This is a genomic window from uncultured Roseobacter sp., from assembly GCF_947495025.1.
In the GTDB taxonomy this organism is placed as follows: Bacteria; Pseudomonadota; Alphaproteobacteria; order Rhodobacterales; family Rhodobacteraceae; genus Roseobacter.
Map to the genome: position 1 here is coordinate 365,440 of NZ_CANLXG010000001.1, position 26,695 is coordinate 392,134.

The window sequence follows — 26,695 nt, forward strand, 5'->3', positions numbered from 1 at the left end:
CCCAGGGAGGAAAATATGAAAACTGAACTCAAAGCACTGCTCGGCGCGACCGCGATTGCGCTTGTGTCTTTTGCCGGCACAGCCTCGGCTCAGGATTGTCCGCGCGGCGATCTGGACGACCGGTTCTGTGACGCCGACGGCGATCTGATTGCGGACATTCCCACGGACCCGTCCGAGCAGCTTGACCCGGATACTCTGATCTTTGCCTACACGCCTGTCGAGGATCCGGCAGTCTACAAGACCGCATGGTCCGACTTCCTGGAGCACCTCGAAGCGGAAACCGGTAAAGACGTCGTATTCTTCCCGGTCCAGAACAACGCAGCCCAGATCGAAGCCATGCGCTCCGGTCGTCTGCATATCGCTGGCTTCAATACCGGGTCAAACCCGCTTGCTGTGAACTGTGCCGGCTTCCGGCCCTTCACGATCATGGCGTCCAAAGACGGCAATTTCGGCTACGAAATGGAGATCATTACCTTTCCGGGATCCGGCATCGAAAAGGTCGAGGACATCAAGGGCAAACAACTGGCCTTTACCTCACCCACATCCAACTCCGGCTTCAAAGCACCCTCTGCGATCCTGAAGAGCGATTTTGACCTTCTGCCGGAGCGTGATTTTGAACCGGTCTATTCCGGCAAGCATGACAACTCGATCCTCGGCGTGGCCAACAAGGACTATCTGGCTGCCTCAATCGCGAACTCGGTAAAATCGCGGATGATCAGCCGGGACGTCATCAAGGAAGACGACGTCATCACGATCTACAAATCGCAAACCTTTCCCACGACCGGTTTTGGTACGGTTTACAACCTGACGCCGGAACTGCAGGAAAACATCCGCAACGCCTTCTTCAGCTTTGAGTGGGAAGGCACGTCGCTTGAGGCCGAATTCTCCAAGTCGAACGAGGGTCAGTTCCTTGAGATGACGTACCAGGAATTCTGGGATGTTATCCGCAAGATCGACACTGCGAACGGCGTGTCCTACGCCTGCGAATAATACAATAATACGACAGACAGTCAGGCCCGCCCAGGTGGGCCTGTTCTGCTATTTCAGGGGCGGGGCATGCTGCAACTCAGAAAACTCACCAAGACCTATAAGACCGGCGATCAGGCACTGAAGGCAATTGATCTTGACGTGCCGAAAGGTCAGGTGCTTGCTCTGATCGGCCCGTCGGGTGCCGGCAAATCCACTATGATCCGCTGTATCAACCGCCTGGTTGAGCCGACCAGCGGCGAAGCTCTGCTTGACGGGGTCGATCTGACAAAGCTTGGTGCCGGTGCGCTGCGCAGGGCGCGGCGCGAGATGGGGATGATCTTTCAGGAATATGCCCTTGTTGAACGTCTGACGGTGATGGAAAACGTTCTGTCAGGGCGTCTGGGCTATGTCGGTTTCTGGCGGTCCTTTCTGCGCCGCTATCCCCAGTCGGACACCGACGAGGCATTCCGTCTGCTTGATCGCGTGGGTCTTCTGCATATGGCGGACAAGCGCGCGGATGAATTGTCCGGGGGGCAGCGCCAGCGGGTCGGTATCTGCCGTGCCCTGATCCAGAACCCGAAGCTGTTGCTTGTTGACGAGCCGACAGCCTCGCTTGATCCCAAAACCAGCCGTCAGATCATGCGTCTGATTACAGAGCTGTGCCGCGAGCGTGACCTTGCCGCGATCATCAATATTCACGACGTCGCACTGGCACAGATGTTCGTGCCGCGTGTTGTGGGCCTGCGCTTTGGTGAAATTGTCTATGACGGTCTGCCAACCGGCCTGACGCCCGATAAACTGACCGAGATCTACGGCGAGGAAGACTGGGAAGCGACCATCGAAAAGGTAGAGGACGAAGACGAAACAGAGGCAGCGGAATGAGCGACGTCACCCTCGACAATATGGTCGGACACCGGTGGCGCAAACCGGCCTTCATAAAGAACGTCGCCCTGCGCTGGACCCTCATCCTGGGCTTTGTCGCCTATCTGATCGCTGCCTTCATGACCATCGAGGTCGACTGGGGCCGTGTCTACGAGGGTCTGGACCGCGGATGGGCATTCGTGCTGGCCTTCACCAGTCCGGATTTCACCTCGCGCTGGAGCGACATCTGGAGCGGACTACTTGAGAGCATTGTGATGACGGTTGCCGCCTCTGTGGTCGGTATAATCATCTCTATCCCGATAGGCCTCGGGGCCGCCCGCAACGTAGCACCCCTGCCCGTCTATGTGATCTGTCGCGGCATTGTCGCCATCAGCCGGGCCCTGCAGGAAATCATCGTTGCCATCCTGCTCGTCGCCATTTTCGGCTTCGGACCGCTGGCAGGCTTTCTGACACTGAGCTTTGCGACGATCGGGTTCCTGTCGAAGCTTCTGGCCGAGGACATTGAGGCAATGGACAGAGTGCAGGCCGAAGCAATCCGTGCCTCCGGTGCCCGCTGGGTGCAATGGATCAACTACGGCGTACAGCCACAGGTTATGCCGCGCCTGGTTGGCCTGTCGATGTACCGGATTGATATCAACTTCCGCGAAAGCGCGATCCTCGGGCTTGTCGGCGCGGGTGGCATCGGGGCGACCCTGAACACCGCATTCGACCGCTACGAGTACGACACCGCTGCGGCAATCCTGCTGATCATCATCGGGATCGTTATGGCCCTTGAATACCTCTCGGGTATCATCCGCGCGAGGGTCCAGTAATGCCGGTTTTTGAACGGGACGATACACAGATCTGGCGGCGTCGGACGACGCGCGAGAACATGATCCGGTGGTTCGGCTGGCTCGCCGGGCTGGTTGTTTTTGCCTGGTGCTGGCAGATCATCTCGGCCTCTACCACCTGGTTCTTTGTCTGGGATGCGCCGCGCATCGCAAACGATATCTGGACCCGCGCCACACCGCCCCGCTGGGAATACATCACACAGCTGGGCCGCCCGATCTGGGATACGCTGAACATTGCGACGCTCGGCACCATCATCGCGTTGTTCCTTGCCGTGCCGGTCGCGTTTCTGGCCGCACAGAACACAACACCCTCAAAGCTGCTTATCCGTCCGCTGGCCCTTCTGATCATCGTGTCGACGCGCTCGATCAACTCGCTGATCTGGGCGCTGCTGCTGATCGCCATTATCGGGCCCGGTGTTTTTGCCGGTGTGATCGCCATTGCAATCCGGTCCGTCGGCTTCTGCGCCAAACTGCTTTACGAGGCGATCGAAGAAATTGATCACAGCCAGGTGGAAGCCATTACAGCAACGGGCGGCTCGCGCTGGCAGGTCATGGCCTATGGGATTGTACCGCAGATCCTGCCGGCGTTTGCCGGGATCGCAGTCTTTCGCTGGGACATCAATATCCGTGAATCTACAGTTCTGGGCCTTGTCGGCGCAGGAGGGATCGGCCTGCAGCTGTCGGCCTCTCTGAACGTACTGGCATGGCCGCAGGTCAGCCTGATCCTTATCGTTATTCTGGTGGCCGTTATCATCAGCGAATGGGTTTCGGCCAAGGTACGCGGCGCAATCATATGATGAACCTCAGTGTTGCGGAGGCGTTTTCGGCTTATGAAAACGCGCGTGCCCGGCTGCCGTCATGCCGACCGTCCCGGGCCCCTGCCCGAAACATCCGGTCCCTGGCCGAAATCTCCGACGCCTTCGACGTTTTTCTGCTGGATGCTTTCGGCGTTCTGAACATTGGCGACGAGGCCATCCCGGGCACCCCGGAACGGGTGCGCGACCTTCAGGCGGCGGGCAAGCGGGTGCTTGTTGTCTCCAATGCCGCAAGCGTGCCGCGCGATACGCTCCTGGCAAAATATCGCCGGCTTGGATATGAATTTGACGCCACAGATGTCCTTACCAGCCGGATGGCGACATCTGCAAATCTTGGTGATGCGCCGGAGATTACCTGGGGCGTTATGGGATTACCGGGCGTTCCGATGGATGATTTTGGTCCCATACAATGGCATCTTTTGCAGGATGACCCTGATGCCTATGACCGGGCCGGCGGTTTCCTTCTGATCGGCAGTGGTGACTGGTCGGACCACAGACAGAACCTGCTCGAAGCATCGCTGAACAAATGGCCACGGCAGGTGCGGGTCGCAAATCCCGACATTGTCGCGCCGCGCGAAGATGGTTTCTCTGTTGAGCCCGGCTATTTTGCGCACCGGATTGCACAGGTTACGACAACAGAGCCCCGCTTTTTCGGCAAACCATTTATGAACATCTACGATCTGGTTTTCGCCCATCTGGGACCGGTGGATCGCAGCCGTGTGGTCATGGTCGGCGACAGCCTGCACACCGACATTCTTGGCGCGAAGTCCGCCGGGATCGCCTCAGTGCTGATCGCAGGATATGGCTTTCTTGCAGGCCATGACGCCGGTGCAGCCATTGCACAATCGGGAATCGTACCGGATTTCATTGCCGAGAGGCCATAACGCCGACCCCCCAGGGCCGCCGGCCTGGGTCAGGCGCTGATCGAATGCGCCTGCCGGATGTGCGTTGCGCCGCAACTGCGGAACCTTGCAGTCAGGACTGTATAAGAACCGGCGTGCGGACCATGCGTGAACGGACGCGCAACTACGGTCCCGTGCCGGCAGCGCTCGCCGTCATGTCTGACAAAAACCGGACAGTGTGCCCTGTTCCCGCCAGAGCGCCGGAAAGGGTTCCGGCGAACAGGACGCCGACACAATGTCGGCGCCCTTTGTCAGTCACGATCGGTCAGGCTGTTGCCACGCGGCCCTCGGGCTTATGCAGGCCGACAACAGCCAGCACGGTCAGACCGAGAACCATATAGTACCAGAAATCAAAACCGGTGAAGCCGAGCAAAAGCGGTGCGATCACGAACGCGACCCCAACCAGACCATCCACGACCAGATGTAAGGAATACGGCAGAACCCGTATGACACCCAGATGGTGATCCGTCAGGACAGTGAGCGCGAAGGCGGCAATGCCGGTCGCAACCGACAGCCAGAATGCCAGCGCATTTTCAGCACCAAGACCAAAGAGAAACGGCATGGCGATCAGGCCCAGAGCGACGGGGTAGTCCAGATAAGCGTGGATCGATTTAGTGATGAAACGGGGAAACATGATGAGCTGTCCTTTTCCTGAGATGCTGTGTGCTACAGAGACAGGACAAAGGTAGGGATAATTACCCCGGTGATACATGTCAGAGCGTCCGCAACTGCATGCAGATCGTTCAGGTTTGTGAACTTCCGGACATTTCAGCTTTCCGGAACTCCGCGGGCGACATCCCGGTTTCTTTCCTGAAGGTGCGCGCAAAGGCAGAATCTGAAGCATAGCCTGCGCTTTCGGCTGCATCGGTCAGAGATGACCCCGGCGACAACAGGACTGTTTTTGCGATCTCCATGCGCCATCTGGTGACATAATCGATGGGCGTCATATCCATCGCCTTCTGGAACTGAACAGCAAAACTGGTCCTCGACATGCCTGCGGCCCGTGCCAGTGTCCCGACTGTCCAGCTGTCCGCTGGTGCTTTGTGGAATGCGTCCAGCGCCCGGCTCAGGTTGCGGTCGGCAAAAGCGCCCAGACCCCATTCGCGGGCATCGCTGCCTTCAATGAACGTGCGGATTGCCTGCGCGAAAATAGTTTCAGACATCTTGAGGGCGATCAGGTCGCCACCCATCTTCTGACCACCGGATTCCTCCCCGATCATGCGCAATGTGGCCTCCATCCAGCGGCCCGCGCTCTCGCCGTAGTTCCTGATATGAATGACAGGCGGCAAACGCTCCAACAGGATATGCCGTGCATGCGGGTCGAACGAAAAATGACCGCAGATCAACTGAGTTTCGCTTTGCGGCTCGTCGCCGCCATGGACAAGAACACCAGAGCCGGTGAAGCCAGAGACCTGCAGAACGGTATCGAGGGGCATGATCGTGCGTTCGGGTGTGTGACCACAATAGAGCGCATGTGGTGCGCCGTGTGGAATAATCACCAGGTCCCCCTGCGCCAGATCGACGGGCTCCCCGACACCCTCGACGCGGACAAGGCAACTGCCGCGGTGTGCGAAGTGAAAGCGCGCGACGTTTTCATACTTCGGAACGGCGACGCCCCAGGGTTTGGTGAAGGACGTGCGGAAATAAATTGTTCCGCGCATGGACAGGTTCGTCAGAATGTCACTGAGAAGATCAAGCATGTTCACATCATACGCGGGAGTGCGGTTCTGTACAGAGGTCTGAACGATCTGCACGGTATTTGGGACGAACGCGCATTCAAACGCAGGCGAACGCAGGGGTATCCATACGATGTCTAACTTCAGAGGAAATCCCGAAATGAAAAAGCTGCTTTCCACCATTGCTGTCGTATTTGCCATGACAGCTGTTCAGGCGTCCGCCCAGGATGTCGCCGAGATGAGTGATCTCGAATTCGCCCATATCGCCTATACGGCCGATAATATCGACATTCGTTATGCGCATCTTGCCCTGGTGCTGTCGGACAATCCTGACATTCATGAGTTCGCCAATACAATGATCCGCGATCATACAGCCGTCAACGAAGCGGCGCTTGCCCTGCTGGCCAAACTGGGTGCAACAGCACAGGACAACCCGGTCAGCCAGACGCTGAACGCCAATGCCGAAGAAATCATCGACGGTTTTGTGAAGTTGCGCGGAGCAGAATTTGACGCAGCCTATGCGGCCAACGAACTGGCCTATCATCAGGCTGTGAATGAACTCGTCGAAGACACCATGATCCCGAACATAGACAACGACGAGGTCCGGGCCCTTTTCGTGCAGGGTCTGGAAATCTTCAGAGCGCATGAGCACCACGCCGAAATGATGGTCAAGGCGCTTCAGTGACGACGCGCCGCTTGAAACGCCGGAGCGTGATTGCCGGAACGGTTGCAACAGCTGCTGTTCCGGGTCTCCTGCTGGCAGAAACCGGAAAGGTGCACGACATCGCTGTCAGATCGTTTGCGTTTCTTCCGGAACTCGTTCAGGTCCGGTTCGGCGATGTGATCCGATGGACCAACAATGACATTGCGCCCCACACGGCCACGGCCGATGACTCCGGGTGGGATACCGGCACTCTGGCTAAAGATGCCGCTGCCGAGGTACAGGTGACTGCAGGTATGGAAACAACCTATTTCTGCGCGTTTCACCCGCATATGAAGGGCCGGATAGAGATTATCGACTAGTGGGCGAACAGAAGTGCAGGTCTGGTCAGGACGATCAAGCGTCGGCGCACAGTGGCGCCTGCCGGTTCCGACGCGGTTAAACACCGCTGCGGGGCCGTCCGGAACGGGATGATGAACGGGAGAAGTGACAGTGGCGGACCCTAGAGGATTCGAACCTCTGGCCTCTGCCTTCGGAGGGCAGCGCTCTATCCAGCTGAGCTAAGGGTCCACTTGCCTGCGGTATAGACGCGCCTGCGCGCGCCTGCAATTGCAAAAAACGCTGCCGCGTCAGGCAAAAAGATCATGCGCCAGCTCAAGGGCATCAACCAGCACATCGACCTCGGCCTTTGTGTTGTAAAGCCCGAAGGACGCGCGGCAGGTGGCCGGGACGCCCATATGCTCCATCAAAGGCCCGACACAGTGCTGTCCGGCCCGGACCGCGACACCCTTTTTGTCCAGAATGGTCGAGATGTCATGCGCATGTGCGGCGCCATCGAGGGTGAAACTGAAAATGGCTCCTTTGTCCGGTGTCGTACCCTGGACCTGAAGCCAGTTCAGCCCACCCAGACGTTCGACCGTATAGTCGCGCAGCTGGTCCTCATGTGCCGCGATGTTTTCCATGCCGAGGGACATCATATAGTCCAGCGCCACACCAAGGCCGATCGTCTGGACAATGCCCGGTGTACCGGCCTCAAACTTCATGGGCGGATCATTGTAGGTTACAGCGTCCTTGCTGACTTCACGGATCATGTCACCGCCGCCAATAAAGGGTCGCATTTCCTTCATCCGGTCCGTCCTGACGTAAATCGCGCCCGACCCGGAGGGGCCGTAGAGTTTGTGACCTGTGATGGCATAGAAATCGCATCCGATGTCCTGAACATCCACAGGCTGATGAACGGCGGCCTGACTGCCATCGACCAGCACGGCCACACCGCGTTCGTGTGCTGCCCGCGTGATGGTCTTCACATCAACACGGGTCCCAAGCACATTGGAAAGATGTGTGATGGCCACCAGCTTTGTTCTTGGCCCGATGGCATCGATAACGGCCTGCGGATCAAGTGCGCCGGTGCTGTCCACATCGACCCATTTCAGCACGACGCCCATGCGTTCGCGCAGAAAATGCCATGGTACGATATTCGCGTGGTGCTCCATCACGCTGAGCAGGATTTCGTCACCCGCTTCCATCCGGGGCATTGCCCAGGAATAGGCAACCATGTTGATGCCTTCGGTCGTGCCGGAGTTCAGCACGATCTCGTCTTCGGAACCGGCATTGAGGAACCGCGCGATGACGCCGCGCACACTTTCGTATTTGTCGGTCGCCAGGTTCGACAGAAAGTGCAGACCGCGGTGCACATTGGCGTATTCATTTGTATAGGCGTTGGTCACAGCATCAATCACCACCTGCGGTTTCTGGGCGGAGGCACCATTGTCCAGATAGACCAGTGGTTTGCCATTCACTTCGCGTGACAGGATCGGGAAGTCGCCTCGGATTTTTTCGACATCATACATTTGCGGGCACCCCCATGGCGGAAACGCCGATCAGCGACAGAATGAGCGAGAGACCCAGCACCATGCCGGCCGATCCGGCGACCAGGACACCGACGGCATGCCAGATCGAATTGAGTTTCAGGCCGATGTTCAGAAAGTTCAGAAAAATCCATAGCGTCGCAATGCCTACGAACAGCAGAAACAGCGTCGCGATCGCGGGCGCCAGAAGGAGCATCACGATGATCACACCCTGTGCGGCCGTGCGCAGGACCTGCAGCCAGATCAGCAGTTGCAGAAGGTCGCCCATATCATCGCTGCCGCCAAGCATCCGGCCGGTCCAGTACAGGGCATGGACCATTACAACGAAGCCACCCGCAACCAGGGTGAAATAGCCAAAGGGGCTGGTCACAATGGATGCCAGAGGCTCTGGCACGGGCAACAGAAGGTGGGAGGCGTAGGACAGGATTGTGTTCGCCACTGAAATGAGCGCCACAGCGATCCAGAGTGCCTGCCGGGGCAGCCTTGTGCTGAGGATGATACCGGCGGCTTCACCGGGGTCGCGCAGCGTCAGAAGTGCCAGTGCGGGCCAGGTATTGGTCTGCGTCATACGGCGCCTTTCTCTGCGGCCAGCATGCCGCCGATCCAGAACCAGGCAAAAACCGATATCCATGCAAGCCCAACAAGCTGCAGCTCGAGCCCCGGACCGATGAACCCCGCGACAAGACCATTCAGCAGGACCAGCGGCGAAGAGGCCAGCAAGGCCCAGAAGAGCGCGATCCGCGCACTGTACCATGTGCCCCTGCCCCGCATGAGTTTCGCCACGATATGGCTGAGTGCGGCCACACAATAGAGCATGAGCGGCGCGACAAAGACCCATGCCATGAGCGATGCGCCCATCAGCATATTGAGTTCCTGACCGGTCAGATGCGCCTCGCGTGCGAGGCGCGGAAGCTGCGCCAGAAACATCAGTACACAGCCCGCCATCAGATAGGCAAGTGCGCGGTCTTCACGGTGCCCGGCAGCCAGAAGCCGCCGGACGACCCGGCCAGGTCCGCGGTATGTGGCCGGAATGTCCCGAGTGACTGGCATCAGCTGCGGTGCCGTTCCAGCCAGCCGCTCAGGCGCGCGTTTATCTCGTCGCGCAGGGCCTCATCTTCGATTTCCTCTACGGCCTCGGCCAGAAAAGCGAGCGTCAGCAGGTCTGTTGCCGGGCCTTCCGGCACCCCGCGCGAGCGCAGGTAGAACAGCGCCTCTTCGTCTATCGCGCCAGAGGTGGAGCCGTGCGAACAGGCCACATCATCGGCATAGATTTCCAGTTCTGGTTTGGCCAGGAACTGACTGTCCTCATCCAGCAGCAGCGACTGGCTGATCTGGTAGCCGTCGGTTTTCTGCGCGCCGGGCTGCACCAGGATCTTGCCCTGAAACACACCTGTGGCACCATTGCGCAGCACTTTCTTAAATACCTGGCGGCTTTCACAGTTTACCGCATCATGGGTGATGAACACCGTGTCATCGTGATGGAAATCACCGTCACCGACACAGGCGCCGGCCACATGAGCCACCGCGTCATCGCCTGTCAGTTCCAGCACACATTCGTTACGCGTCAGCACCCCGTTGGCCGTGAGTGTGAAAGACTTGAAAATGCTTTCCGCACCCAGCCGGGCAAAGATATGCGTGGCCGCGCGGCGCTCGTGATCGCGCCCCTGAGCACGGACGTGGTGGAACGTGCCCGTATCGGCAATATCGACTTCCATGACCTTGTTGAACCGTGCCGCCGCGGGTCCGTTCTCCAGAACCGTGATCTCGGCCCCGGCATCCACGCGGATGACGTGGTGCAGCATGGCATCCGATGTCTCGGACTGGTGCCGGTAGGTCAGGTTTACCGGTTTTGCCGCCTTGCCGGTGACGTGGATCAGCACGCCATCAGGGGCAAAGGCGGTGTTGAGGGCCGCCAGTGGACGTTCCACCGGTTTCTGGCCGTTCGCCTCGAGCACCCCGTAGAGGTCGCGCGCCCAGTGAATGTCTGCGGAGGCTTCGGCAAGACGCTCAATGCTGACACCGGCCAGCGTCAGATCGTCAGAGGCCTCTGCATCAAAAACACCATCCACAAAGACGATATTCAGACGATCGATCCCGTCAAACAACGGCGCCTCGTCGGAATGATCAAACAGGGCTGCGGGCACCGGATCGGCCTGCACCAGCGTATCGGGGCGGGTATATTTCCAGTACTCATCACGACGCTCTGGCAGACCCATCGCGGTCACACGGGCCAGGGCATCGCGGCGCGCGGCCTCAGACCAGCCGCCCTGCGGCATGTCCAGCCCGGCAAGGCGCGCCTCTGTCGCGCTTTGTTTCAGTGCTGCCTCAGCCATTACGCCACCTCAGAGAGGATGCCGGCATAGCCGTTGTTTTCGACTTCCAGCGCCAGCTCGGGGCCACCGGTTTTCACGATGCGGCCATCCGCCATGATATGCACAACATCGGGTTTGATGTGATCCAGCAGACGCTGATAGTGCGTGATCACCAGAAAGCCGCGCCCCTCAGAGCGCAGGGCATTCACACCCTCGGCCACCAGCTTCATCGCATCCACGTCGAGGCCGGAGTCGGTCTCATCCAGAATGCACATCTTAGGCTCGAGCATCGCCATCTGCAGGATTTCATTGCGCTTTTTCTCACCACCCGAAAAGCCGACATTGACCGGACGTTTCAGCATATCCGCGTCGATCTTCAGCTCTTTGGCGCGGGCGCGCACGACCTTCAGGAACTCTGCGGCGGACATTTCCTCTTCGCCGCGCGCCTTGCGCTGCGCGTTCACGGCCGTACGCAGGAAGGTCATGTTGCCCACACCGGGGATTTCCACCGGGTACTGGAACGCGAGAAACAGACCCGCTGCCGCGCGCTCTTCGGGTTCCATCTCCAGGACATCCTCGCCCTCAAGCGTGGCCTCACCGCCGGTGACCTCATACCCGTCCTTTCCGGACAGCACATAAGACAGCGTGGATTTACCCGAGCCGTTCGGACCCATGATCGCATGGACCTTGCCGGCCTCGATCTCCAGATCGACGCCTTTAAGGATCTGCTTGTCCTCTTCTTCCAGTTTCACGGCGAGGTTTTTGATGCTCAGCATGTCGTGTTCCTTTGTGTGCCTGCGGTCAGGCGTTTCATTTCAGTGCCTTGCGGCATGTTCTTAAAGTTCATTCAATTGTGACGGCGGTGCCCGAGACGGAGACCATCAGCATACTGTCCCCGATCACCTCGTAATCCAGATCGATGCCGACAACGGCGTTTGCGCCCGCGGCCCGCGCGCGGTCCTCAATCTCGGCCATCGCCTCGTCGCGCGCGTCCTTCAGTTTACCCTCATAAGCACCGGAGCGCCCGCCGATCACATCCGTGACGCTGGCGAAAAAGTCGCGCACGATATTAGCACCCATGATCGCCTCACCCACGACAATGCCGTGATAGGCGGTGATGCGGCGCCCTTCGATGGTGTTTGTGGTGGTGAGGATCATTTGCTTGCTCTCAGATGTTTGGAAACCGTCAGATATCTTTTCTCTGCTGTTACCGCACGAAGATGAAAGGGTAACGCCAGAACAATTGCAGGGAAGACCGCGAAGAAAAGTATTTCGGGCGTTAGTAAACGCCAGCTCAGAAACGCTTCCGCGACCATCAAAACCACGATTGCGATGAGAGGTATGGCCGCAATTCCACGTTGCTGTTGTCTTCTTCTGAGCAACAAACGTGCCCTCCCCAATTCATGTTTTGCGTCAGTTGTCATTGCGCACGACCGGTATCAACTCAGGGTTTAACCGACCGACCCTTCTAACGAAATCGCCACCAGTTGCTGCGCTTCCATGGCGAACTCCATCGGCAGCGCCTGCAGCACGTCCTTGCAGAAGCCGTTGACCACGAGCGCCACGGCCTCTTCCTCATCCATCCCGCGCGAGCGACAATAGAACAGCTGATCATCGTCCACTTTCGACGTCGTCGCCTCATGCTCGACACGGCTCGAGTTGTTCTTGACCTCAATGTAGGGCACCGTATGCGCGCCGCATTTGTCACCGATCAGCAGACTGTCGCACTGAGTATAGTTCCGGCCCTCTTTGGCTTTGGGGTGCATCGAGACCAGCCCGCGATAGGTGTTCTGCGCCTTGCCCGCGCTGATCCCCTTCGAGACGATCCGCGATTTCGTGCGCTTGCCCAGGTGCACCATCTTGGTGCCGGTGTCCGCCTGCTGCATGTTGTTGGCAATCGCGATGGAATAGAACTCACCCTGGCTGTCATCGCCCCGCAGAATGCACGACGGGTATTTCCACGTGACCGCCGAGCCGGTCTCAACCTGCGTCCACATCACCTTGGCCCGGTCGCCCCGGCAATCGGCGCGTTTGGTCACAAAGTTATAGATGCCGCCCTTGCCGTTCTCGTCACCCGGATACCAGTTCTGCACGGTGGAATATTTCACCTCTGCATCTTCCTCGACGATGATCTCGACCACGGCCGCGTGCAGCTGTGCGATATCCCGCTGGGGGGCCGTGCAGCCTTCGAGATAGGACACATACGAGCCCTTGTCGGCAATGATCAGCGTGCGTTCAAACTGGCCTGTGTTTTCCGCATTGATCCGGAAATAGGTCGACAGCTCCATCGGGCAGCGCACCCCCGGCGGCACATAAACAAACGAGCCATCCGAGAAAACGGCCGAATTCAGCGTCGCATAGTAGTTGTCCGAGACCGGCACGACGGTCCCGAGGTACTTCTTCACCAACTCCGGATGCTCTTTGATCGCCTCGGAGATCGAGCAGAAAATCACGCCCGCCTTCTTCAGCTCATCCTGAAAGGTCGTGCCGACAGAGACGGAATCAAACACCGCATCCACGGCCACTTTGCGCGGCGCGTCACCCAGTTCCTCTGCGCCTTCGACACCGGCGAGGATCATCTGCTCTTTCAGCGGAATGCCCAGTTTCTTGTAGGTTTCCAGCAGTTTGGGGTCCACCTCATCCAGCGATTTGGGCTTCACTTCCATCGATTTCGGACGCGCATAGTAATACTGGTCCTGGAAATCGATCTCCGGGTAATCCACCATCGCCCATTTGGGCTCTTTCTTCTGCAGCCAGCGCTCATAGGCGGCCAGACGCCATTCCAGCATCCATTCCGGCTCTTCGTTCTTCTCCGAGATCAGACGCACAATATCGGTGCTCAGACCCTTGGGCGCGTACTCCATCTCGATGTCAGTGGACCAGCCGTATTTATATTTGCCGCCAACCTCGCGCACCGCGTCGACCGTTTCCTGATCGACACCTTCTTTGACCTGCATTTCACCTGCGTCGGGATTGTCCAGTGCTGCCATCTCGTCCTCCGGTCTCACGCCGCTCGGGCGCGGAATTTCTTTTCCTGTTTCAGCCATGCATCGGCGAACCGCAGCACGTCTTCTTCTGTGGTCTCCAGCCCCAGCGATACGCGGATCGCAGAACCGGCTGTCTCGTCATCGTATCCCATCGCCCTCAGCACCTTGCTGGCGCGCACCTTGCCGCTGGAACAGGCCGATCCTGCGCTGATCGCAAATCCGGCCAGATCCATCTGAATGACCTGGGCCTCGCCCTTCCAGCCCGGGGTCGCAAAGCAGCTCGTGTTGGGAAGGCGTTCCACCTCTTTCCCGACAAAAATAGTTTCCTTTGCACCAGCTGCAAGAGTGTTCTCTAGAATCTTTCTAAGTTTTTCGACCCGATCCCAGCGCCCGCCTGCAACATCGCGCGCCGCAGCTTCCGCAGCGGCCCCGAAACCTGCAATCCCGATGACATTTTCTGTGCCCGACCGACGGCCCATTTCCTGGCCGCCTCCCCGAAGGATTGCCTCCGGATCATCAGAGGTAAAGTTGATCAGCGCACCCATTCCTTTTGGTCCGCCGATTTTATGCGCAGACAGGATCATATAGGACGGCCGCTGATCGCCATGATATGTCACCGGCATTTTGCCCGCCAGCTGTGTGATGTCGCAAACCACAGAATACGGTACCGTTCCCGCCCGGAAAGCGTTGACGTAACTGTCCGGTACGACCGTCCTGTTCACCGCAAGACATCCCGTTTCACTATTGGCAGCCGACGCGGCAAGCAACGCAACCGGCCCTCTGTCCGATGACCATTCATGCCCGGCCAAACCCACAAGCCAGCTCTGAAACGCCGTAATGCCAGCCGCTGACAACCGACCTTCTGCGCCCTGCAGCGCAGGCAGATCCGCTTCGCTCCAGACGCGCAGACAATCGTGCTCTGTAGGCAGTGCGGCAAACACCCCACCATGCCGCGCCTTCTGCGCCACCGCCAGGGCGGCAGCTTCGGTGGCGCTGCCCGTGAAAATAACCTGCGTAGGTGTGCACCCCACCAGGGCCGCTACCTGAGCGCGCGCCCGCTCCACCAGGCCCTTCGCGGCCCGCCCCTCTGCATGCACCGATGACGGGTTGCCCATAACATCCATCGCCGCGACCATCGCCGCGCGCGCTTCAGGACGCAGCGGCGCTGTCGCATTGTGATCTAGATAAACGCGCCCCTTCACCCTTCACCCTTCCCAAAATACTCAAAAGCGCAGCGCCGGCAGCACTCAGCACACCTGCAGCGGCGCGGCCAATGAACCGCCGCCCGCGTCATTCGTCCACAACCGCAAAGAGGTTCGGTACCGCGGGACAGGGTGCCAGCTCATTTTCAATCACATCTGACAGGCGGGTCTGATGCAGAAACACATAGACGTGGGCGCTCAGGCTTTCCCAGAGCCGGTTGGTCAGAGACTGCGCGCGGCTGCCTGATGCGCCGCCCGATACACCGGCCCCTTTGTGCATCGCATCGACGGTTTCATCCACCGCAGAGAGTATGTCCACGACCCGGATGTCCGATGCACTCCGCGCAAGGCGGTATCCACCGCCGGGTCCGCGTACGGACGCAACCAGTTCGGCCCGGCGCAGTTTCACAAACAGCTGTTCCAGATATGGCAGCGAAATCGACTGCCGCTCGGCGATGTCGCCCAAAGGTACCAGTTTGTCTGCGGGCTGCAGGGCAATATCCGCCAGTGCGACCATCGCGTAGCGCCCTTTTGTCGAAAGCTTCACCTGTAACCCTCCGCAATCCGGCATTTGCACCGCCATCTGATTGACGCGCTGCGATAAAATGCCTAAATCCGATACGAACCCGCCGCCAAGCGCCGGGGAAAAAGATTAGAACCGTTCTAAGGTGCCTGAGCGAATTCGTCAAGAATTGGCGTGACACCGGAACCCCATTGCAGGGATACACATGCCCGAGGTCATCTTTCCCGGACCCGAAGGCCGTCTTGAAGGCCGTTATCACCCCCAGAAAGAGCGCGACGCACCGATTGCAATCATTCTGCATCCGCACCCCCAGTTCGGCGGTACGATGAACCATGTGATTGTGCACCGGATGCACTATGCTTTCTATAACATGGGGTTCACTGTGCTGAGGTTCAATTTCCGCGGTGTGGGGCGCAGCCAGGGTGAATACGATCAGGGCATCGGCGAGCTTTCAGACGCGGCCTCCGCGCTCGACTACCTGCAGTCGATGAACAACAACTCCAAGCACTGCTGGGTTGCCGGGTTCTCTTTCGGCGCCTGGATCGGCATGCAGCTGCTCATGCGCAGGCCCGAGATTACGGGTTTTATTTCTGTCGCACCGCCCGCCAACATGTATGACTTTTCGTTCCTGGCCCCCTGCCCGGCGTCCGGCCTCATTATCAACGGTACAGCCGACCGCGTTGCGCCCCCCTCGGACACAGAGGCGCTCGTCGCCAAGCTGCACGAGCAGAAGGGCATTACGATCACGCATGAGCAGATCGAGGGCGCCGGTCACTTTTTTGAGGAACCGCATCAGGAAACCCTGATCGACACGACAACGGCCTACGTCAAGCGGCGTCTGACCGAAACCTCAAGGTAGGCCCATGGGAATTGTCGAGGATGTCGCGGATGAGCTTGCTGTTGAGAGCCTGAAGATCATCAATGCCACCGGAGACGACGCGTTCGTGAACCGGATCGCGGAAACCATCGGTGGCTCGTCGCAGACAATGGAAGAAGCCTATCTGACAGCGGTGCGGGTGCGCCGCGCGGAACAGCGGGCGCGCGAACTGTTGCAAAAGCTCAAGGACGACATGGCCCGGAGCCTGCCCACGCCGGATGACAACTGACCGGCTGGATGCACAGATCGCGTTTCTGTCCGAGGCCGACCGGCTGAAATCAGTCCTGCGCGCCTCCCGGCTGCACGATAATTCGCGTTTCGAGAATTCGGCCGAGCATTCGTGGCATGTAATGCTTTATGCACTTGTGCTGGCAGATCAGGCCGGTCCGGACGTACGCACAGACCGCGTACTGCGTATGTTGCTGCTGCACGACATCGTAGAAATCGATGCGGGTGACAATCCCATTCACGGCACATTTGATCCTGCGGAAATGGAAGCTCGGGAACAGGCAGCCGCGGACCGGCTGTTTGGCCTTCTTCCCGCAGACCAGGCGGCAGAGTTCAGGGCACTCTGGGATGAATTCGAGGCGGCGGAAACGCCTGATGCGGTTTTTGCCAAATCGGTAGACCGTGTGCAGACGCCCATCGGCAACCTGGCAAATGGTGGCGGGTCATGGAAGGACTACGGCGTCACCTTTGAGCAGCTCGACAAGCGCGTCGGCGTTCCGGTCCGTCGCGGCGCTCCTGGTCTGTGGGCCTGGCTGCTGCCAAAACTGCGCGGATTTTTCGGACCCTGACAGTTATTCTCTGTCCTGTCGGTTGCATACGTTTAAAAAACTGCACGGTATACACTGGTATACCGGTTCTAAACCAGGCGTTTCTGCGCTACACCCCGCCACAGGCCGATTCACGCAACGCACAGGAGCGCACATGACCAGGATCAAGGTGGACAACCCCCTCGTCGAACTCGACGGCGACGAAATGACCCGCATCATCTGGGATTTCATCAAGAAAAAACTCATCCTGCCGTATCTCGATATTGATCTGAAATACTATGATCTGGGTATCGAGGCCCGTGATGAAACCAACGACCAGATTACCATAGATGCAGCCCATGCCATCAAGGAACACGGCGTCGGCGTGAAATGCGCGACGATTACGCCGGATGAGGCACGGGTCGAGGAATTCGGCCTCAAGGAGATGTGGCGGTCCCCCAACGGCACGATCCGTAACATCCTCGGCGGGGTGATCTTCCGTCAGCCGATCATCTGCAAAAACGTGCCGCGTCTTGTGCCGGGCTGGACCAGGCCCATCGTGGTCGGCCGCCATGCGTTCGGAGACCAGTATCGTGCCACCGACTTCAAATTTCCCGGCAAAGGCAAACTGACCATCAGATTTGTCGGTGAAGACGGCACCGAGATCGAAAAAGAGGTCTTTGACGCACCGGGCGCCGGTGTGACCATGGCCATGTACAACCTGGACCAGTCGATCATCGATTTTGCGCGCGCCTCCATGAACTATGGTCTTTCGCTCGGCTGGCCGGTGTATCTGTCAACCAAGAACACGATCCTCAAGCAATACGACGGACGCTTTCTCGAACTGTTCCAGCACATCTACGAGACAGAATTCGAAGAAAAATTCAAAGCCGCCGGCATCACTTATGAACATCGCCTGATCGATGACATGGTCGCCTGCGCGATGAAATGGAACGGTGGCTATGTCTGGGCCTGCAAAAACTACGACGGCGACGTGCAGTCTGACACCGTGGCACAGGGTTTTGGCTCTCTGGGTCTCATGACGTCAGTCCTGATGACGCCTGATGGCCAGACGGTCGAGGCCGAAGCGGCGCACGGCACCGTCACGCGCCATTACCGCCAGCACCAGAAGGGCGAAGAGACCTCGACCAATTCTATTGCCTCCATCTACGCATGGACGGGTGGTCTCAGGCACCGCGCCAAACTGGATGACAACGCGCCGCTGCTGAACTTTGCAGAAACTCTGGAAAAGGTCATCGTGGACACCGTTGAGAGCGGGTTTATGACAAAGGATCTGGCGCTGCTGGTCGGACCGGATCAGAGCTGGCTGACGACAATGGGCTTTCTTGAGAAAATCGACGAGAATCTCAACAAAGCGCTTGCTGGATAAAACGGTCAGAATTCTGAAGCCAGGGCCATTCCCAACCGGAATGGCCCGGATCAGCGTCGGTCGCTGCGATAGCGGATACGGGATGCGCGCGCCTGTCGGATGCGGCTCAGAGTGCGCCGGGATGCCGGGCGGCGCGCGGCATTAAACGTGCCCAGCATAGCGACGCTGACAAGAAGCATCTGCGCTGACGCCGGCACCGGTACCTTGCGCAGCCGATCGGAAGTTTCTGTCGATACAGGATTCCACGCCAGCGACGCGACCGGGCCAACCGTCTGCCAGCGGTGCGACAAAGCCGGTCCCGGTTTTCTCAGTGAGGAGAGAATGCCCGGCGCACGCAAAGCCATTGGCGTCGAAACCGAAAACAACGCCGCTTTTTCCAGCTGCAGCGGCAGATCACCGCCGGGAACATGCTTTGCATGGTGAAACAGAGTGCTGCGCGGGACAAGTTTCTCATCCGGTGAATACAACCCGACCCCCGCCATGTGCCCGGTCGAGGCAGAAAACATTGCATGGGGAGCTGCAGATAAGGGCGGGGCCAGACAGACCACAGCCAGAGCTGATAACAGATGTCGCAAAGGGCACTCCAGTCTTCCAAGAGAATCGAAAAGACCCTGGACGCCCCCCGGTTTACAAACCTTTAAATTAACGCAGATTAAACTCGAATTTTATCTGTTAACCTGTTGTTATTATTAACCTCTGTTGTGAGTTCTGTTGTGCAGGTCCGCGACGATACGGCTGGCTGTCTTTTCAAAGAGACAGGGAACCACGGCATGCACCAGTGCAGCTGTTGCTGCGACGAACAGCAACCCCGCGAAACGTCCGGCAAACAGCATGTGCTGAAAAAACGTTTCGTCCACTTTTGCCGGATGGGCGAGAAAAATGCGCTGAATCATCTGTACCTCCTCAGGTTTCGCAGAGAGTACCGGACAGGACAGGAGAGTTTTTCCCAATTATCACCAGATTTCCTTTGATCGTGGGAAAAACGTACCCGATACTGCCCGTTATGGTGAAACTTGATGATTCAGACCGACGGATACTGACCGAATTGCAGCGTGACGCCTCTCTGTCTCTGGAGGCTCTGGGAGAGCGGGTGTCGATGAGTCGTAACGCCTGCTGGCGGCGCATCCGGGCTCTTGAGGAGGCCGGCGTAATTACTGGCCGGGTTACGCTTCTGGATCCTGCGCAAATCGGTCAGGGACTGATGGTGTTCATCCAGATCCGCACCAGCGAACACGCACCTGAATGGCTCGACCGTTTTCGCACCGCCACGCGTGCCATGCCCGAGATCCTCGGAGTGTACCGGATGAGTGGCGACCTCGACTATCTGATCCGCGCACGGGTGGCGGATATGGCGGGGTATGATGCGCTCTATCAGCGTCTGATCCGCAAAGTTCCCCTCGCGGATGTCTCTGCGAGCTTTGTCATGGAACAGATCAAGGACACGCATCAGTTGCCGCTGTGATACCTCGGAGCGGGCGCAGGATGGCCGGTTGTCGGGCACCTGCCATCATGTCACGGGCTGCAGGCACGGTTTTCACTGGCATTCCGCCCGGTCTCGCGGTATGCGCCCGTCAAACGCGCCAAAGCTGCGCTTCCTCCCGGTTTAAAGGCTGTTCTTATGGACCTGCGAAACATCGCAATCATCGCTCACGTTGACCACGGCAAAACAACGCTGGTGGACGAATTGCTTAAACAATCCGGTACCTACCGGGAAAACCAGGCCACGACCGAACGGGCGATGGACAGCAATGATCTGGAGCGCGAACGCGGGATCACAATCCTTGCCAAGGCCACGTCGGTCGAATGGAAAGGCACGCGGATCAATATCGTGGACACGCCGGGCCACGCCGACTTCGGCGGCGAGGTTGAGCGGATTCTGAGCATGGTCGACGGCGTGGTGCTGCTGGTTGATGCGGCCGAAGGGCCGATGCCGCAGACCAAGTTTGTGACCTCAAAAGCGCTGGCACTCGGTCTGCGCCCGATCGTGGTGCTCAACAAGGTCGACAAGCCGGATGCAGAACCTGACCGCGCGCTGGACGAGTGCTTTGATCTCTTTGCCAATCTCGGTGCTGATGATAACCAGCTCGACTTCCCCGCAATGTACGCCTCCGGCCGCTCCGGCTGGGCCGATATGGAGCTTGACGGGCCGCGCGCCGACCTCTCGGCGCTTTTTGATCTGATTGTCGAGCATGTCCCGGCGCCTGCGCAGCTGACCAAACGGGATGAACCTTTCCGTATGCTGGCCACAACACTGGGCGCAGACCCGTTTATCGGGCGCATTCTGACCGGTCGCGTCGAAGCGGGAACGCTCAAAGCCGGAGAGACGGTCAAAGCGCTGAGCCGCGATGGTACGCAGATCGAATCCTTCCGCGTCACCAAAGTCCTGGCCTTCCGTGGTCTGAACCAGCAGCCGATTGATCTGGCCGAAGCCGGCGACATCGTCAGCCTGGCCGGTATGTCCAAAGCAACCGTGGCCGACAGCATCGTTGCCCCACAGGTAACCGAGGCCCTGCCCGCCCAGCCGATTGATCCGCCGACCATCACCGTGACCTTTGGGATCAACGACAGCCCGCTGGCCGGTCGTGATGGCAAAAAGGTACAATCGCGGGTGATCCGCGAGCGCCTGATGAAAGAAGCCGAGTCCAATGTCGCGATCCGCATCAGCGACACACCCGGTGGCGAGGCTTTTGAGGTTGCCGGTCGCGGCGAACTGCAGATGGGTGTTCTGATTGAAAATATGCGGCGTGAAGGCTTTGAGCTGAGTATTTCGCGCCCGCAGGTCCTGTTTCAGGACATCGACGGCGTTAGACACGAGCCGATTGAAGAAGCGACAATTGACGTCGACGATGAGTACTCGGGTGCAGTGATCGAAAAGATCACTGGCACACGGCGCGGAGAACTGGTCGAGATGAAACCTGCCGGTGCCGGAAAGACACGGATCGTGGCGCATGTGCCGTCACGCGGCCTGATCGGGTATCACGGAGAATTTCTCACGGACACCCGCGGCACCGGTGTGCTGAACCGGGTTTTCCACGGCTGGGCCCCGCACAAGGGACCAATCCCGGGCCGTCGGGCGGGTGTGCTGATCTCGATGGAAAACGGGACGTCGGTTGCCTACGCGCTGTGGAACCTCGAAGAACGCGGGAAAATGATGATCGGCGCGCAGGCGGATGTCTATACGGGCATGATCATCGGCGAGCACAGCCGGGAAAACGATCTGGAAGTGAACCCGCTCAAGGGCAAGAAGCTGACAAACGTCCGGGCCTCCGGCACCGATGAAGCCGTCCGCCTGACCACGCCGATCACGCTGAGCCTCGAAGAGGCCATCGCCTATATCGATGACGATGAGCTGGTAGAGGTGACCCCGAATGCAATCCGTCTGCGCAAACGCTATCTGGACCCGCATGAGCGCAAGCGGATGGCGCGCGCCAGCTGACGCCCCGGGAGCTTACTGCTTCCGCAGCCACAGGGTTTTTTGCGATCAGAAGAAAAGAGCGTGTTATTCGCTGGTCTCGATGATCATCAGCTCGCGTTCGGATGCGTCGCGTGCATGATTCAATGCTCGCTGATAAACATCTGAATTATAGCATTTTTCCGCTGTTTCGACATCGGGAAACCGCGCGACCACATTGCGCGGACGCGCCTGCCCCTCAAGCTGGACAAACCGGCCCCCGCGCGCAATGAAATGGCCGCCGTGGGCTGCGATGGCCTCGGTCGCGAGTGCTGCGTATTTGGCATAGGCCTCATCATCCGTGACGGTGACATGTGCAATCCAGAGTGCGCCCATCGTTATTTTCCTCCGATCAGAGTTTCCACCGCGGCAATTGCAGCGTCAGCGTTCGCAACATCTCGTGCGCCGCCCTGTGCCATATCCGGCCGTCCACCACCGCCTTTTCCGCCGAGTTCCGCAACCGCGGTCCGGACGATGTCGACAGCAGACAGAGAGCCGGTCAGATCAGCGGTAACACCGGCAGCCACCGCAGCCTTACCATCTGCATCCGCAATCAGCAGGACCGCGCCGCTGCCAAGTTTTTCCTTGAACTGATCGACAAGCGCCGGAAGATCCCGACCCGTTACGCCAGACAGCACCTGCGCCATCAGAGGCGTGCCTCCTATGTCACGCGCTTCGGGTGTGCTGGCCCCACCACCGCCTGCCATAGCAAGCTCGCGACGCAGCTGAGCAACTTCATTGCTGAGCGCGCGACGCTCTTCGACCAGACCCCGGACACGCTCTGCAACGTCACCAGGTTGCGCCTTGAGCTCCAGTGCCACTTCTGCAAGGCGACGGTCCTGAGCACGCAGATATTCCATAGCGGCCGCACCCGTCAGGGCCTCGATCCGGCGGACACCTGCGCTGCTTGCGCTGTCACCAAGGGTTACAAATGCACCTATGTCGCCCGTCTGGCGCACATGCGTACCCCCGCAGAGCTCCAGCGAATAGGTGTTCCCATCGGTGCCCTTACCAGACCCGGTCTGCTGACCCATGGAAACAACACGGACTTCGTCGCCGTATTTTTCGCCAAAAAGCGCCTGAGCGCCCAGAGCCCGGGCGTCGTCGGGCGTCATAATTCGGGTCTCGACAGCTGCGTTCTGCCGGACATAGGCGTTCACCTCAGCCTCGACCTGCGCCAGTTCCTCAGGCGTCAGAGCCTGTGTATGGCTGAAGTCGAACCGCAGCCGGTCCGGTGCGTTGAGTGAGCCCCGCTGCGCCACGTGATCGCCAAGCGCCCCGCGCAGGGCTTCGTGCAGAAGGTGCGTGGCCGAGTGATTGGCACGGATGGCTGTTCTGCGGGCATGATCGACCTCCAGCACGGCGGCTTCTCCCGTCCGCACGGTCCCTTTGATCACCCTGCCCGTGTGCAGAAAGACGCCGGCGGTTTTGCGCGTATCGGTGATTTCCACCGAACCGCCGGGCGTTGTCAGCATCCCGCTGTCGCCGACCTGGCCACCACTTTCGGCATAAAACGGTGTCTGGTTCAGCGCGATCTGCACGGTATCGCCCTGGCTGGCGCTGTCGGTTTCTGCACCACCGGAAACGATCGCGGTGATCTGTCCTTCGGCGGACTCTGTGTCATAGCCCAGAAAATCAGTTGTGCCATGCTTGTCTGCCACGTCAAACCAGACGGTCGCATCGGCAGCCTCGCCCGAACCGGACCAGGCCGCGCGCGCCTTGGCCTTTTGCTCGGCCATTGCGGTGTCAAACCCGTCTGTGTCTACCGCCCGGCCCTGATCACGCAGAGCGTCCTGTGTCAGATCAAGCGGAAATCCAAAAGTGTCATAAAGCTTAAAGGCCGCAGCGCCCGGCAGCGCTGCATTCTCAGGCAGAGCTGAAACCTCTTCCTCCAGCAGCTTCAGACCCCGGTCAAGGGTCTGACGGAAGCGTGTTTCCTCCTGTAGCAACGTCTGCTCGATCATGCTCTGCGCATGGCTGAGCTCCGGATATGCCGCCCCCATCTGGTGTACCAAAGCCGGTACAAGCTGGTGCATCATCGGATCTTTTGCCCCCAGAAGGTGTGCATGGCGCATGGCACGTCTCATGATCCGGCGCAGCACGTAGCCACGGCCCTCGTTCGAAGGCAGTACACCTTCGGCGATCAGGAATGATGTCGACCGCAGGTGATCTGCAATCACGCGGTGGTGCGTGATAATCTCTTCGCTGGTATCCGTCGAACTGGCATGCGCAGAGGCCTCTACCAGCGCCTTCATCAGATCGGTCTCAAACACATTGTTTGTGCCCTGCAGCAGCGAGGAAATCCTTTCCAGCCCCATACCGGTATCGATCGACTGCATCGGCAGCGGTGTTGTGGAACCATCCGCAAACTGCTCGTCCTGCATGAAGACGTTGTTCCAGATCTCGATAAACCGGTCACCATCTTCTTCAGGTGATCCAGGAGGGCCACCCCAGATGTGATCACCATGGTCGTAGAATATCTCAGTGCACGGACCACAGGGGCCGGTCGGCCCCATACGCCAGAAGTTGTCGTCTGTGGCGATGCGGATGATCCGGTCATCGCTCAGACCGGCCACCTTTTTCCACAGATCCGCGGCCTCATCATCAGTGTGATAGACCGTGACAAGCAGCTTTTCCTTCGGAATATCCAGCTCTCTGGTCAGAACCTCCCAGGCAAAGGGAATGGCCGCTTCCTTGAAGTAATCGCCAAAGCTGAAATTGCCCAGCATCTCGAAAAAAGTCAGATGGCGGGCCGTCATACCCACATTGTCGAGGTCGTTGTGTTTGCCACCCGCGCGCACACATTTCTGGCTGGTCGTGGCGCGGGAATAGTCCCGCGTCTCGACGCCGGTGAACATATTCTTGAACTGCACCATGCCCGAGTTGGTAAACATCAGCGTCGGATCGTTCCGCGGTACCAGCGGGCTTGACGGCACGACCTCATGCCCCTGCTTGCCGAAATACGACAAAAAGGTGGACCGGATATCATTAAGCGTCTGCATGGGCTGCGGCCTTTGTACGTAAATGCGTTGCCGACCAGATAACCCTCTACCGGGCGGCTGTCCACAGAGCGGGGCCTCCGGAAACAAAAAACGGGGCACAGTCTGCACTGCGCCCCGCCTGATCACGTCTGCAATGAGGTGTTATGCCTCGAGGATGTCGTCGTCTTCCTTGCGCTCGGATTCGGGCATGTCAAAATCCAGCCCGTGTGCCGCGCGGATTTTATCCTCGATCTCGAGCGCCATCTGAGTGTTTTCCCGCAGGAATGACTTGGCGTTTTCGCGCCCCTGTCCGATCCGCTCGTCGCCATAGCTGAACCAGGACCCGGACTTGTCCACGACACCGGCGGCGACACCCAGATCAAGCAGCTCGCCCATTTTGGAGATACCCTCGCCATACATGATGTCGAATTCCACCTGCTTGAAGGGAGCCGCTACCTTGTTTTTCACGACCTTGACGCGGGTGTGGTTGCCAACGACCTCATCGCGGTCCTTGAGTGCGCCAATGCGTCGGATATCGAGGCGGACGGATGAATAGAATTTAAGCGCGTTACCGCCGGTCGTTGTTTCGGGCGAGCCGAACATAACGCCGATCTTCATCCTGATCTGGTTGATGAAGATGACCATGCAGTTCGAACGGCTGATCGAGCCTGTCAGTTTACGCATCGCCTGGCTCATCAGGCGGGCCTGCACGCCGACCGAGCTGTCACCCATATCGCCTTCAAGCTCGGATTTGGGTGTCAGGGCCGCAACGGAATCCACGATGACCATGTTGACAGCACCCGAACGCACCAGTGTGTCTGTAATCTCAAGCGCCTGTTCACCGGTGTCAGGCTGGCTGATCAGCAACTCGTCAAGATCGACACCCAGTTTTTTCGCATAGGTAGGATCAAGCGCGTGTTCCGCATCGACAAAGGCGCAGACGCCGCCGGCCTTTTGCTGCTCTGCCACGCAGTGCAGTGTCAGTGTTGTTTTACCGGAGCTTTCGGGGCCGTAGATTTCAACGATCCGCCCCATCGGCAGACCACCGATACCAAGAGCAATGTCCAGTCCCAGCGATCCGGTCGAGCTTGCCGTGATGTCCTGAACAGCGCCTTCGGTGCCCAGTTTCATGATTGATCCCTTACCGAACTGACGTTCGATCTGGGCCAGGGCTGAATCCAGCGCCTTCTGTTTGTCGGCTGACTTTTTACTGTTCATGCTCAAAAGATCTGCTGTTGCCATTTTCGTTTCCTCTTAGTGTCACAGATACTGTGAAGCGGCAATCGCTGTCAGTGCCTGAAAGGTTAATGTTCTGCCTCTGTTCCTTATGAGATCAAAAGGAGAACATTTCAATCAAAATTTCTGAAAATCATTCTTTTCCAAATTGGTTAAAGGAAGGTTGAAGAGGCCGGGAAACCGTCCGGTGGCGTGCGGATTTTAATATTTGTTATTGGTTTCAGCGCTCTGGCAGGCCGGTGCGGGAGCAAGTGTCCGGGCCTTGAATTACGGGTTCTGGTTATGCGGGAAATCGCAGGTGTTCTGTGCCGGTGCGATTCTTGCAGATGGTGGATTTTCATGAGCAACGATAGATTGCAGCAGGCGGGAACGGGTCCG

30 protein-coding genes and 1 tRNA gene are annotated in these 26,695 nt (G+C 58.7%); 13 read left to right on the forward strand and 18 right to left on the reverse strand.

Annotation, left to right across the window (positions count from 1 at the left end):
* Positions 1–15: 15 nt before the first annotated feature.
* The 5 genes from phnD (at position 16) to Q0792_RS01795 (ending at position 4,380) form a co-directional block, all read left to right on the forward strand.
* Positions 16–990: a phosphate/phosphite/phosphonate ABC transporter substrate-binding protein gene (phnD, locus tag Q0792_RS01775; RefSeq protein ID WP_298835891.1), complete on the forward strand. Its 975-nt coding sequence runs from the start codon at positions 16–18 to the stop codon at positions 988–990.
* 66 nt (positions 991–1,056) lie between these two features.
* Complete coding sequence (gene phnC / locus Q0792_RS01780; protein WP_298835892.1) at positions 1,057–1,851, forward strand: phosphonate ABC transporter ATP-binding protein; 795 nt, start codon at positions 1,057–1,059, stop codon at positions 1,849–1,851.
* Positions 1,848–2,663, forward strand: coding sequence for a phosphonate ABC transporter, permease protein PhnE (gene phnE / locus Q0792_RS01785; RefSeq protein ID WP_298835893.1), 816 nt, complete (start codon positions 1,848–1,850; stop codon positions 2,661–2,663). Before phnC ends, phnE (Q0792_RS01785) begins: the two co-directional genes overlap by 4 nt.
* Positions 2,663–3,478, forward strand: a complete 816-nt coding sequence (phnE, locus tag Q0792_RS01790; RefSeq protein WP_298835894.1) for a phosphonate ABC transporter, permease protein PhnE — start codon at positions 2,663–2,665, stop codon at positions 3,476–3,478. The genes phnE (Q0792_RS01785) and phnE (Q0792_RS01790) overlap by 1 nt, the downstream gene beginning before the upstream one ends.
* Positions 3,475–4,380 (forward strand): HAD hydrolase-like protein, encoded by a 906-nt coding sequence (locus Q0792_RS01795; protein ID WP_298835895.1) that lies wholly within the window; start codon positions 3,475–3,477, stop codon positions 4,378–4,380. Before phnE (Q0792_RS01790) ends, Q0792_RS01795 begins: the two co-directional genes overlap by 4 nt.
* Before the next feature lie 283 nt (positions 4,381–4,663).
* On the opposite strand, the gene Q0792_RS01800 is transcribed toward Q0792_RS01795, so the two are convergent.
* On the reverse strand, positions 4,664–5,032 hold the full coding sequence (locus Q0792_RS01800; protein WP_298835896.1) for a hypothetical protein: 369 nt from the start codon (positions 5,030–5,032) through the stop codon (positions 4,664–4,666).
* Positions 5,033–5,141: 109 nt separating this feature from the next.
* Positions 5,142–6,098 carry an AraC family transcriptional regulator gene (locus tag Q0792_RS01805; RefSeq protein WP_298835897.1) on the reverse strand — a complete coding sequence of 319 codons (957 nt, stop codon included), beginning with the start codon at positions 6,096–6,098 and terminating at the stop codon, positions 5,142–5,144.
* A gap of 136 nt (positions 6,099–6,234) precedes the next feature.
* Here Q0792_RS01805 and Q0792_RS01810 point away from each other — a divergent pair, with 136 nt between their 5' ends.
* On the forward strand, positions 6,235–6,759 hold the full coding sequence (locus Q0792_RS01810; protein WP_298835898.1) for a DUF4142 domain-containing protein: 525 nt from the start codon (positions 6,235–6,237) through the stop codon (positions 6,757–6,759).
* Positions 6,756–7,097, forward strand: coding sequence for a copper-binding protein (locus Q0792_RS01815; protein ID WP_298835899.1), 342 nt, complete (start codon positions 6,756–6,758; stop codon positions 7,095–7,097). The genes Q0792_RS01810 and Q0792_RS01815 overlap by 4 nt, the downstream gene beginning before the upstream one ends.
* A 131-nt stretch (positions 7,098–7,228) precedes the next feature.
* Here the strand turns inward: Q0792_RS01815 and Q0792_RS01820 are convergent.
* From Q0792_RS01820 to Q0792_RS01870, 11 genes are all read right to left on the reverse strand, one after another.
* Positions 7,229–7,305 (reverse strand) — tRNA-Arg (locus Q0792_RS01820).
* Positions 7,306–7,364: 59 nt separating this feature from the next.
* The gene (locus Q0792_RS01825) at positions 7,365–8,585 is read right to left on the reverse strand and encodes a cysteine desulfurase (protein WP_298835900.1); all 1,221 of its coding nucleotides are present in this window, start codon (positions 8,583–8,585) and stop codon (positions 7,365–7,367) included.
* Positions 8,578–9,171 carry a YIP1 family protein gene (locus tag Q0792_RS01830; protein WP_298835901.1) on the reverse strand — a complete coding sequence of 198 codons (594 nt, stop codon included), beginning with the start codon at positions 9,169–9,171 and terminating at the stop codon, positions 8,578–8,580. The genes Q0792_RS01825 and Q0792_RS01830 overlap by 8 nt, the downstream gene beginning before the upstream one ends.
* Positions 9,168–9,653 (reverse strand): YIP1 family protein, encoded by a 486-nt coding sequence (locus Q0792_RS01835; RefSeq protein ID WP_298835902.1) that lies wholly within the window; start codon positions 9,651–9,653, stop codon positions 9,168–9,170. Before Q0792_RS01835 ends, Q0792_RS01830 begins: the two co-directional genes overlap by 4 nt.
* Positions 9,653–10,936, reverse strand: coding sequence for a SufD family Fe-S cluster assembly protein (locus Q0792_RS01840; RefSeq protein ID WP_298835903.1), 1,284 nt, complete (start codon positions 10,934–10,936; stop codon positions 9,653–9,655). The genes Q0792_RS01835 and Q0792_RS01840 overlap by 1 nt, the downstream gene beginning before the upstream one ends.
* The gene (gene sufC, locus Q0792_RS01845) at positions 10,936–11,691 is read right to left on the reverse strand and encodes a Fe-S cluster assembly ATPase SufC (RefSeq protein ID WP_298835904.1); all 756 of its coding nucleotides are present in this window, start codon (positions 11,689–11,691) and stop codon (positions 10,936–10,938) included. The genes Q0792_RS01840 and sufC overlap by 1 nt, the downstream gene beginning before the upstream one ends.
* Positions 11,692–11,758: 67 nt before the next feature.
* Positions 11,759–12,073, reverse strand: coding sequence for a heavy metal-binding domain-containing protein (locus Q0792_RS01850; protein ID WP_298835905.1), 315 nt, complete (start codon positions 12,071–12,073; stop codon positions 11,759–11,761).
* Complete coding sequence (locus Q0792_RS01855) at positions 12,070–12,339, reverse strand: hypothetical protein (RefSeq protein WP_298835906.1); 270 nt, start codon at positions 12,337–12,339, stop codon at positions 12,070–12,072. The genes Q0792_RS01850 and Q0792_RS01855 overlap by 4 nt, the downstream gene beginning before the upstream one ends.
* A gap of 27 nt (positions 12,340–12,366) precedes the next feature.
* The gene (gene sufB, locus Q0792_RS01860) at positions 12,367–13,905 is read right to left on the reverse strand and encodes a Fe-S cluster assembly protein SufB (RefSeq protein WP_298835907.1); all 1,539 of its coding nucleotides are present in this window, start codon (positions 13,903–13,905) and stop codon (positions 12,367–12,369) included.
* A gap of 14 nt (positions 13,906–13,919) precedes the next feature.
* A complete protein-coding gene (locus Q0792_RS01865) occupies positions 13,920–15,104 on the reverse strand; it encodes an aminotransferase class V-fold PLP-dependent enzyme (protein WP_298835908.1) in 1,185 nt (394 codons plus the stop codon).
* 88 nt (positions 15,105–15,192) lie between these two features.
* The gene (locus Q0792_RS01870) at positions 15,193–15,651 is read right to left on the reverse strand and encodes an Rrf2 family transcriptional regulator (protein WP_298835909.1); all 459 of its coding nucleotides are present in this window, start codon (positions 15,649–15,651) and stop codon (positions 15,193–15,195) included.
* A 181-nt stretch (positions 15,652–15,832) separates the two neighbouring features.
* Between Q0792_RS01870 and Q0792_RS01875 the strand changes: the two genes are divergently transcribed.
* The 4 genes from Q0792_RS01875 to Q0792_RS01890 all read left to right on the forward strand — a co-directional run bounded on the left by Q0792_RS01875 (position 15,833) and on the right by Q0792_RS01890 (position 18,649).
* Complete coding sequence (locus Q0792_RS01875) at positions 15,833–16,486, forward strand: alpha/beta hydrolase (RefSeq protein ID WP_298835910.1); 654 nt, start codon at positions 15,833–15,835, stop codon at positions 16,484–16,486.
* 4 nt (positions 16,487–16,490) lie between these two features.
* The gene (locus tag Q0792_RS01880) at positions 16,491–16,733 is read left to right on the forward strand and encodes a hypothetical protein (RefSeq protein ID WP_298835911.1); all 243 of its coding nucleotides are present in this window, start codon (positions 16,491–16,493) and stop codon (positions 16,731–16,733) included.
* Positions 16,723–17,301, forward strand: coding sequence for an HD family hydrolase (locus tag Q0792_RS01885; RefSeq protein WP_298835912.1), 579 nt, complete (start codon positions 16,723–16,725; stop codon positions 17,299–17,301). Before Q0792_RS01880 ends, Q0792_RS01885 begins: the two co-directional genes overlap by 11 nt.
* Positions 17,302–17,434: 133 nt before the next feature.
* Complete coding sequence (locus Q0792_RS01890) at positions 17,435–18,649, forward strand: NADP-dependent isocitrate dehydrogenase (protein WP_298835913.1); 1,215 nt, start codon at positions 17,435–17,437, stop codon at positions 18,647–18,649.
* 50 nt (positions 18,650–18,699) lie between these two features.
* Here the strand turns inward: Q0792_RS01890 and Q0792_RS01895 are convergent, their stop codons facing one another.
* Both Q0792_RS01895 and Q0792_RS01900 read right to left on the reverse strand, forming a co-directional pair.
* Positions 18,700–19,224 (reverse strand): hypothetical protein, encoded by a 525-nt coding sequence (locus Q0792_RS01895; protein WP_298835914.1) that lies wholly within the window; start codon positions 19,222–19,224, stop codon positions 18,700–18,702.
* Between the two features lie 114 nt (positions 19,225–19,338).
* Positions 19,339–19,542 carry a DUF6356 family protein gene (locus tag Q0792_RS01900; protein ID WP_298835915.1) on the reverse strand — a complete coding sequence of 68 codons (204 nt, stop codon included), beginning with the start codon at positions 19,540–19,542 and terminating at the stop codon, positions 19,339–19,341.
* Between the two features lie 110 nt (positions 19,543–19,652).
* On the opposite strand from Q0792_RS01900, the gene Q0792_RS01905 reads away from it, so the two are divergent.
* Positions 19,653–20,111: an Lrp/AsnC family transcriptional regulator gene (locus tag Q0792_RS01905; RefSeq protein ID WP_298835916.1), complete on the forward strand. Its 459-nt coding sequence runs from the start codon at positions 19,653–19,655 to the stop codon at positions 20,109–20,111.
* Between the two features lie 156 nt (positions 20,112–20,267).
* A complete protein-coding gene (typA, locus tag Q0792_RS01910) occupies positions 20,268–22,085 on the forward strand; it encodes a translational GTPase TypA (protein WP_298835917.1) in 1,818 nt (605 codons plus the stop codon).
* 63 nt (positions 22,086–22,148) lie between these two features.
* On the opposite strand, the gene Q0792_RS01915 is transcribed toward typA, so the two are convergent.
* The 3 genes from Q0792_RS01915 to recA all read right to left on the reverse strand — a co-directional run bounded on the left by Q0792_RS01915 (position 22,149) and on the right by recA (position 26,323).
* Positions 22,149–22,436: a DUF1330 domain-containing protein gene (locus tag Q0792_RS01915; RefSeq protein ID WP_298835918.1), complete on the reverse strand. Its 288-nt coding sequence runs from the start codon at positions 22,434–22,436 to the stop codon at positions 22,149–22,151.
* Positions 22,437–22,438: 2 nt separating this feature from the next.
* Positions 22,439–25,102 (reverse strand): alanine--tRNA ligase, encoded by a 2,664-nt coding sequence (gene alaS, locus Q0792_RS01920; RefSeq protein WP_298835919.1) that lies wholly within the window; start codon positions 25,100–25,102, stop codon positions 22,439–22,441.
* Between the two features lie 141 nt (positions 25,103–25,243).
* The gene (recA, locus tag Q0792_RS01925; RefSeq protein WP_298835920.1) at positions 25,244–26,323 is read right to left on the reverse strand and encodes a recombinase RecA; all 1,080 of its coding nucleotides are present in this window, start codon (positions 26,321–26,323) and stop codon (positions 25,244–25,246) included.
* Positions 26,324–26,695 lie beyond the last annotated feature (372 nt).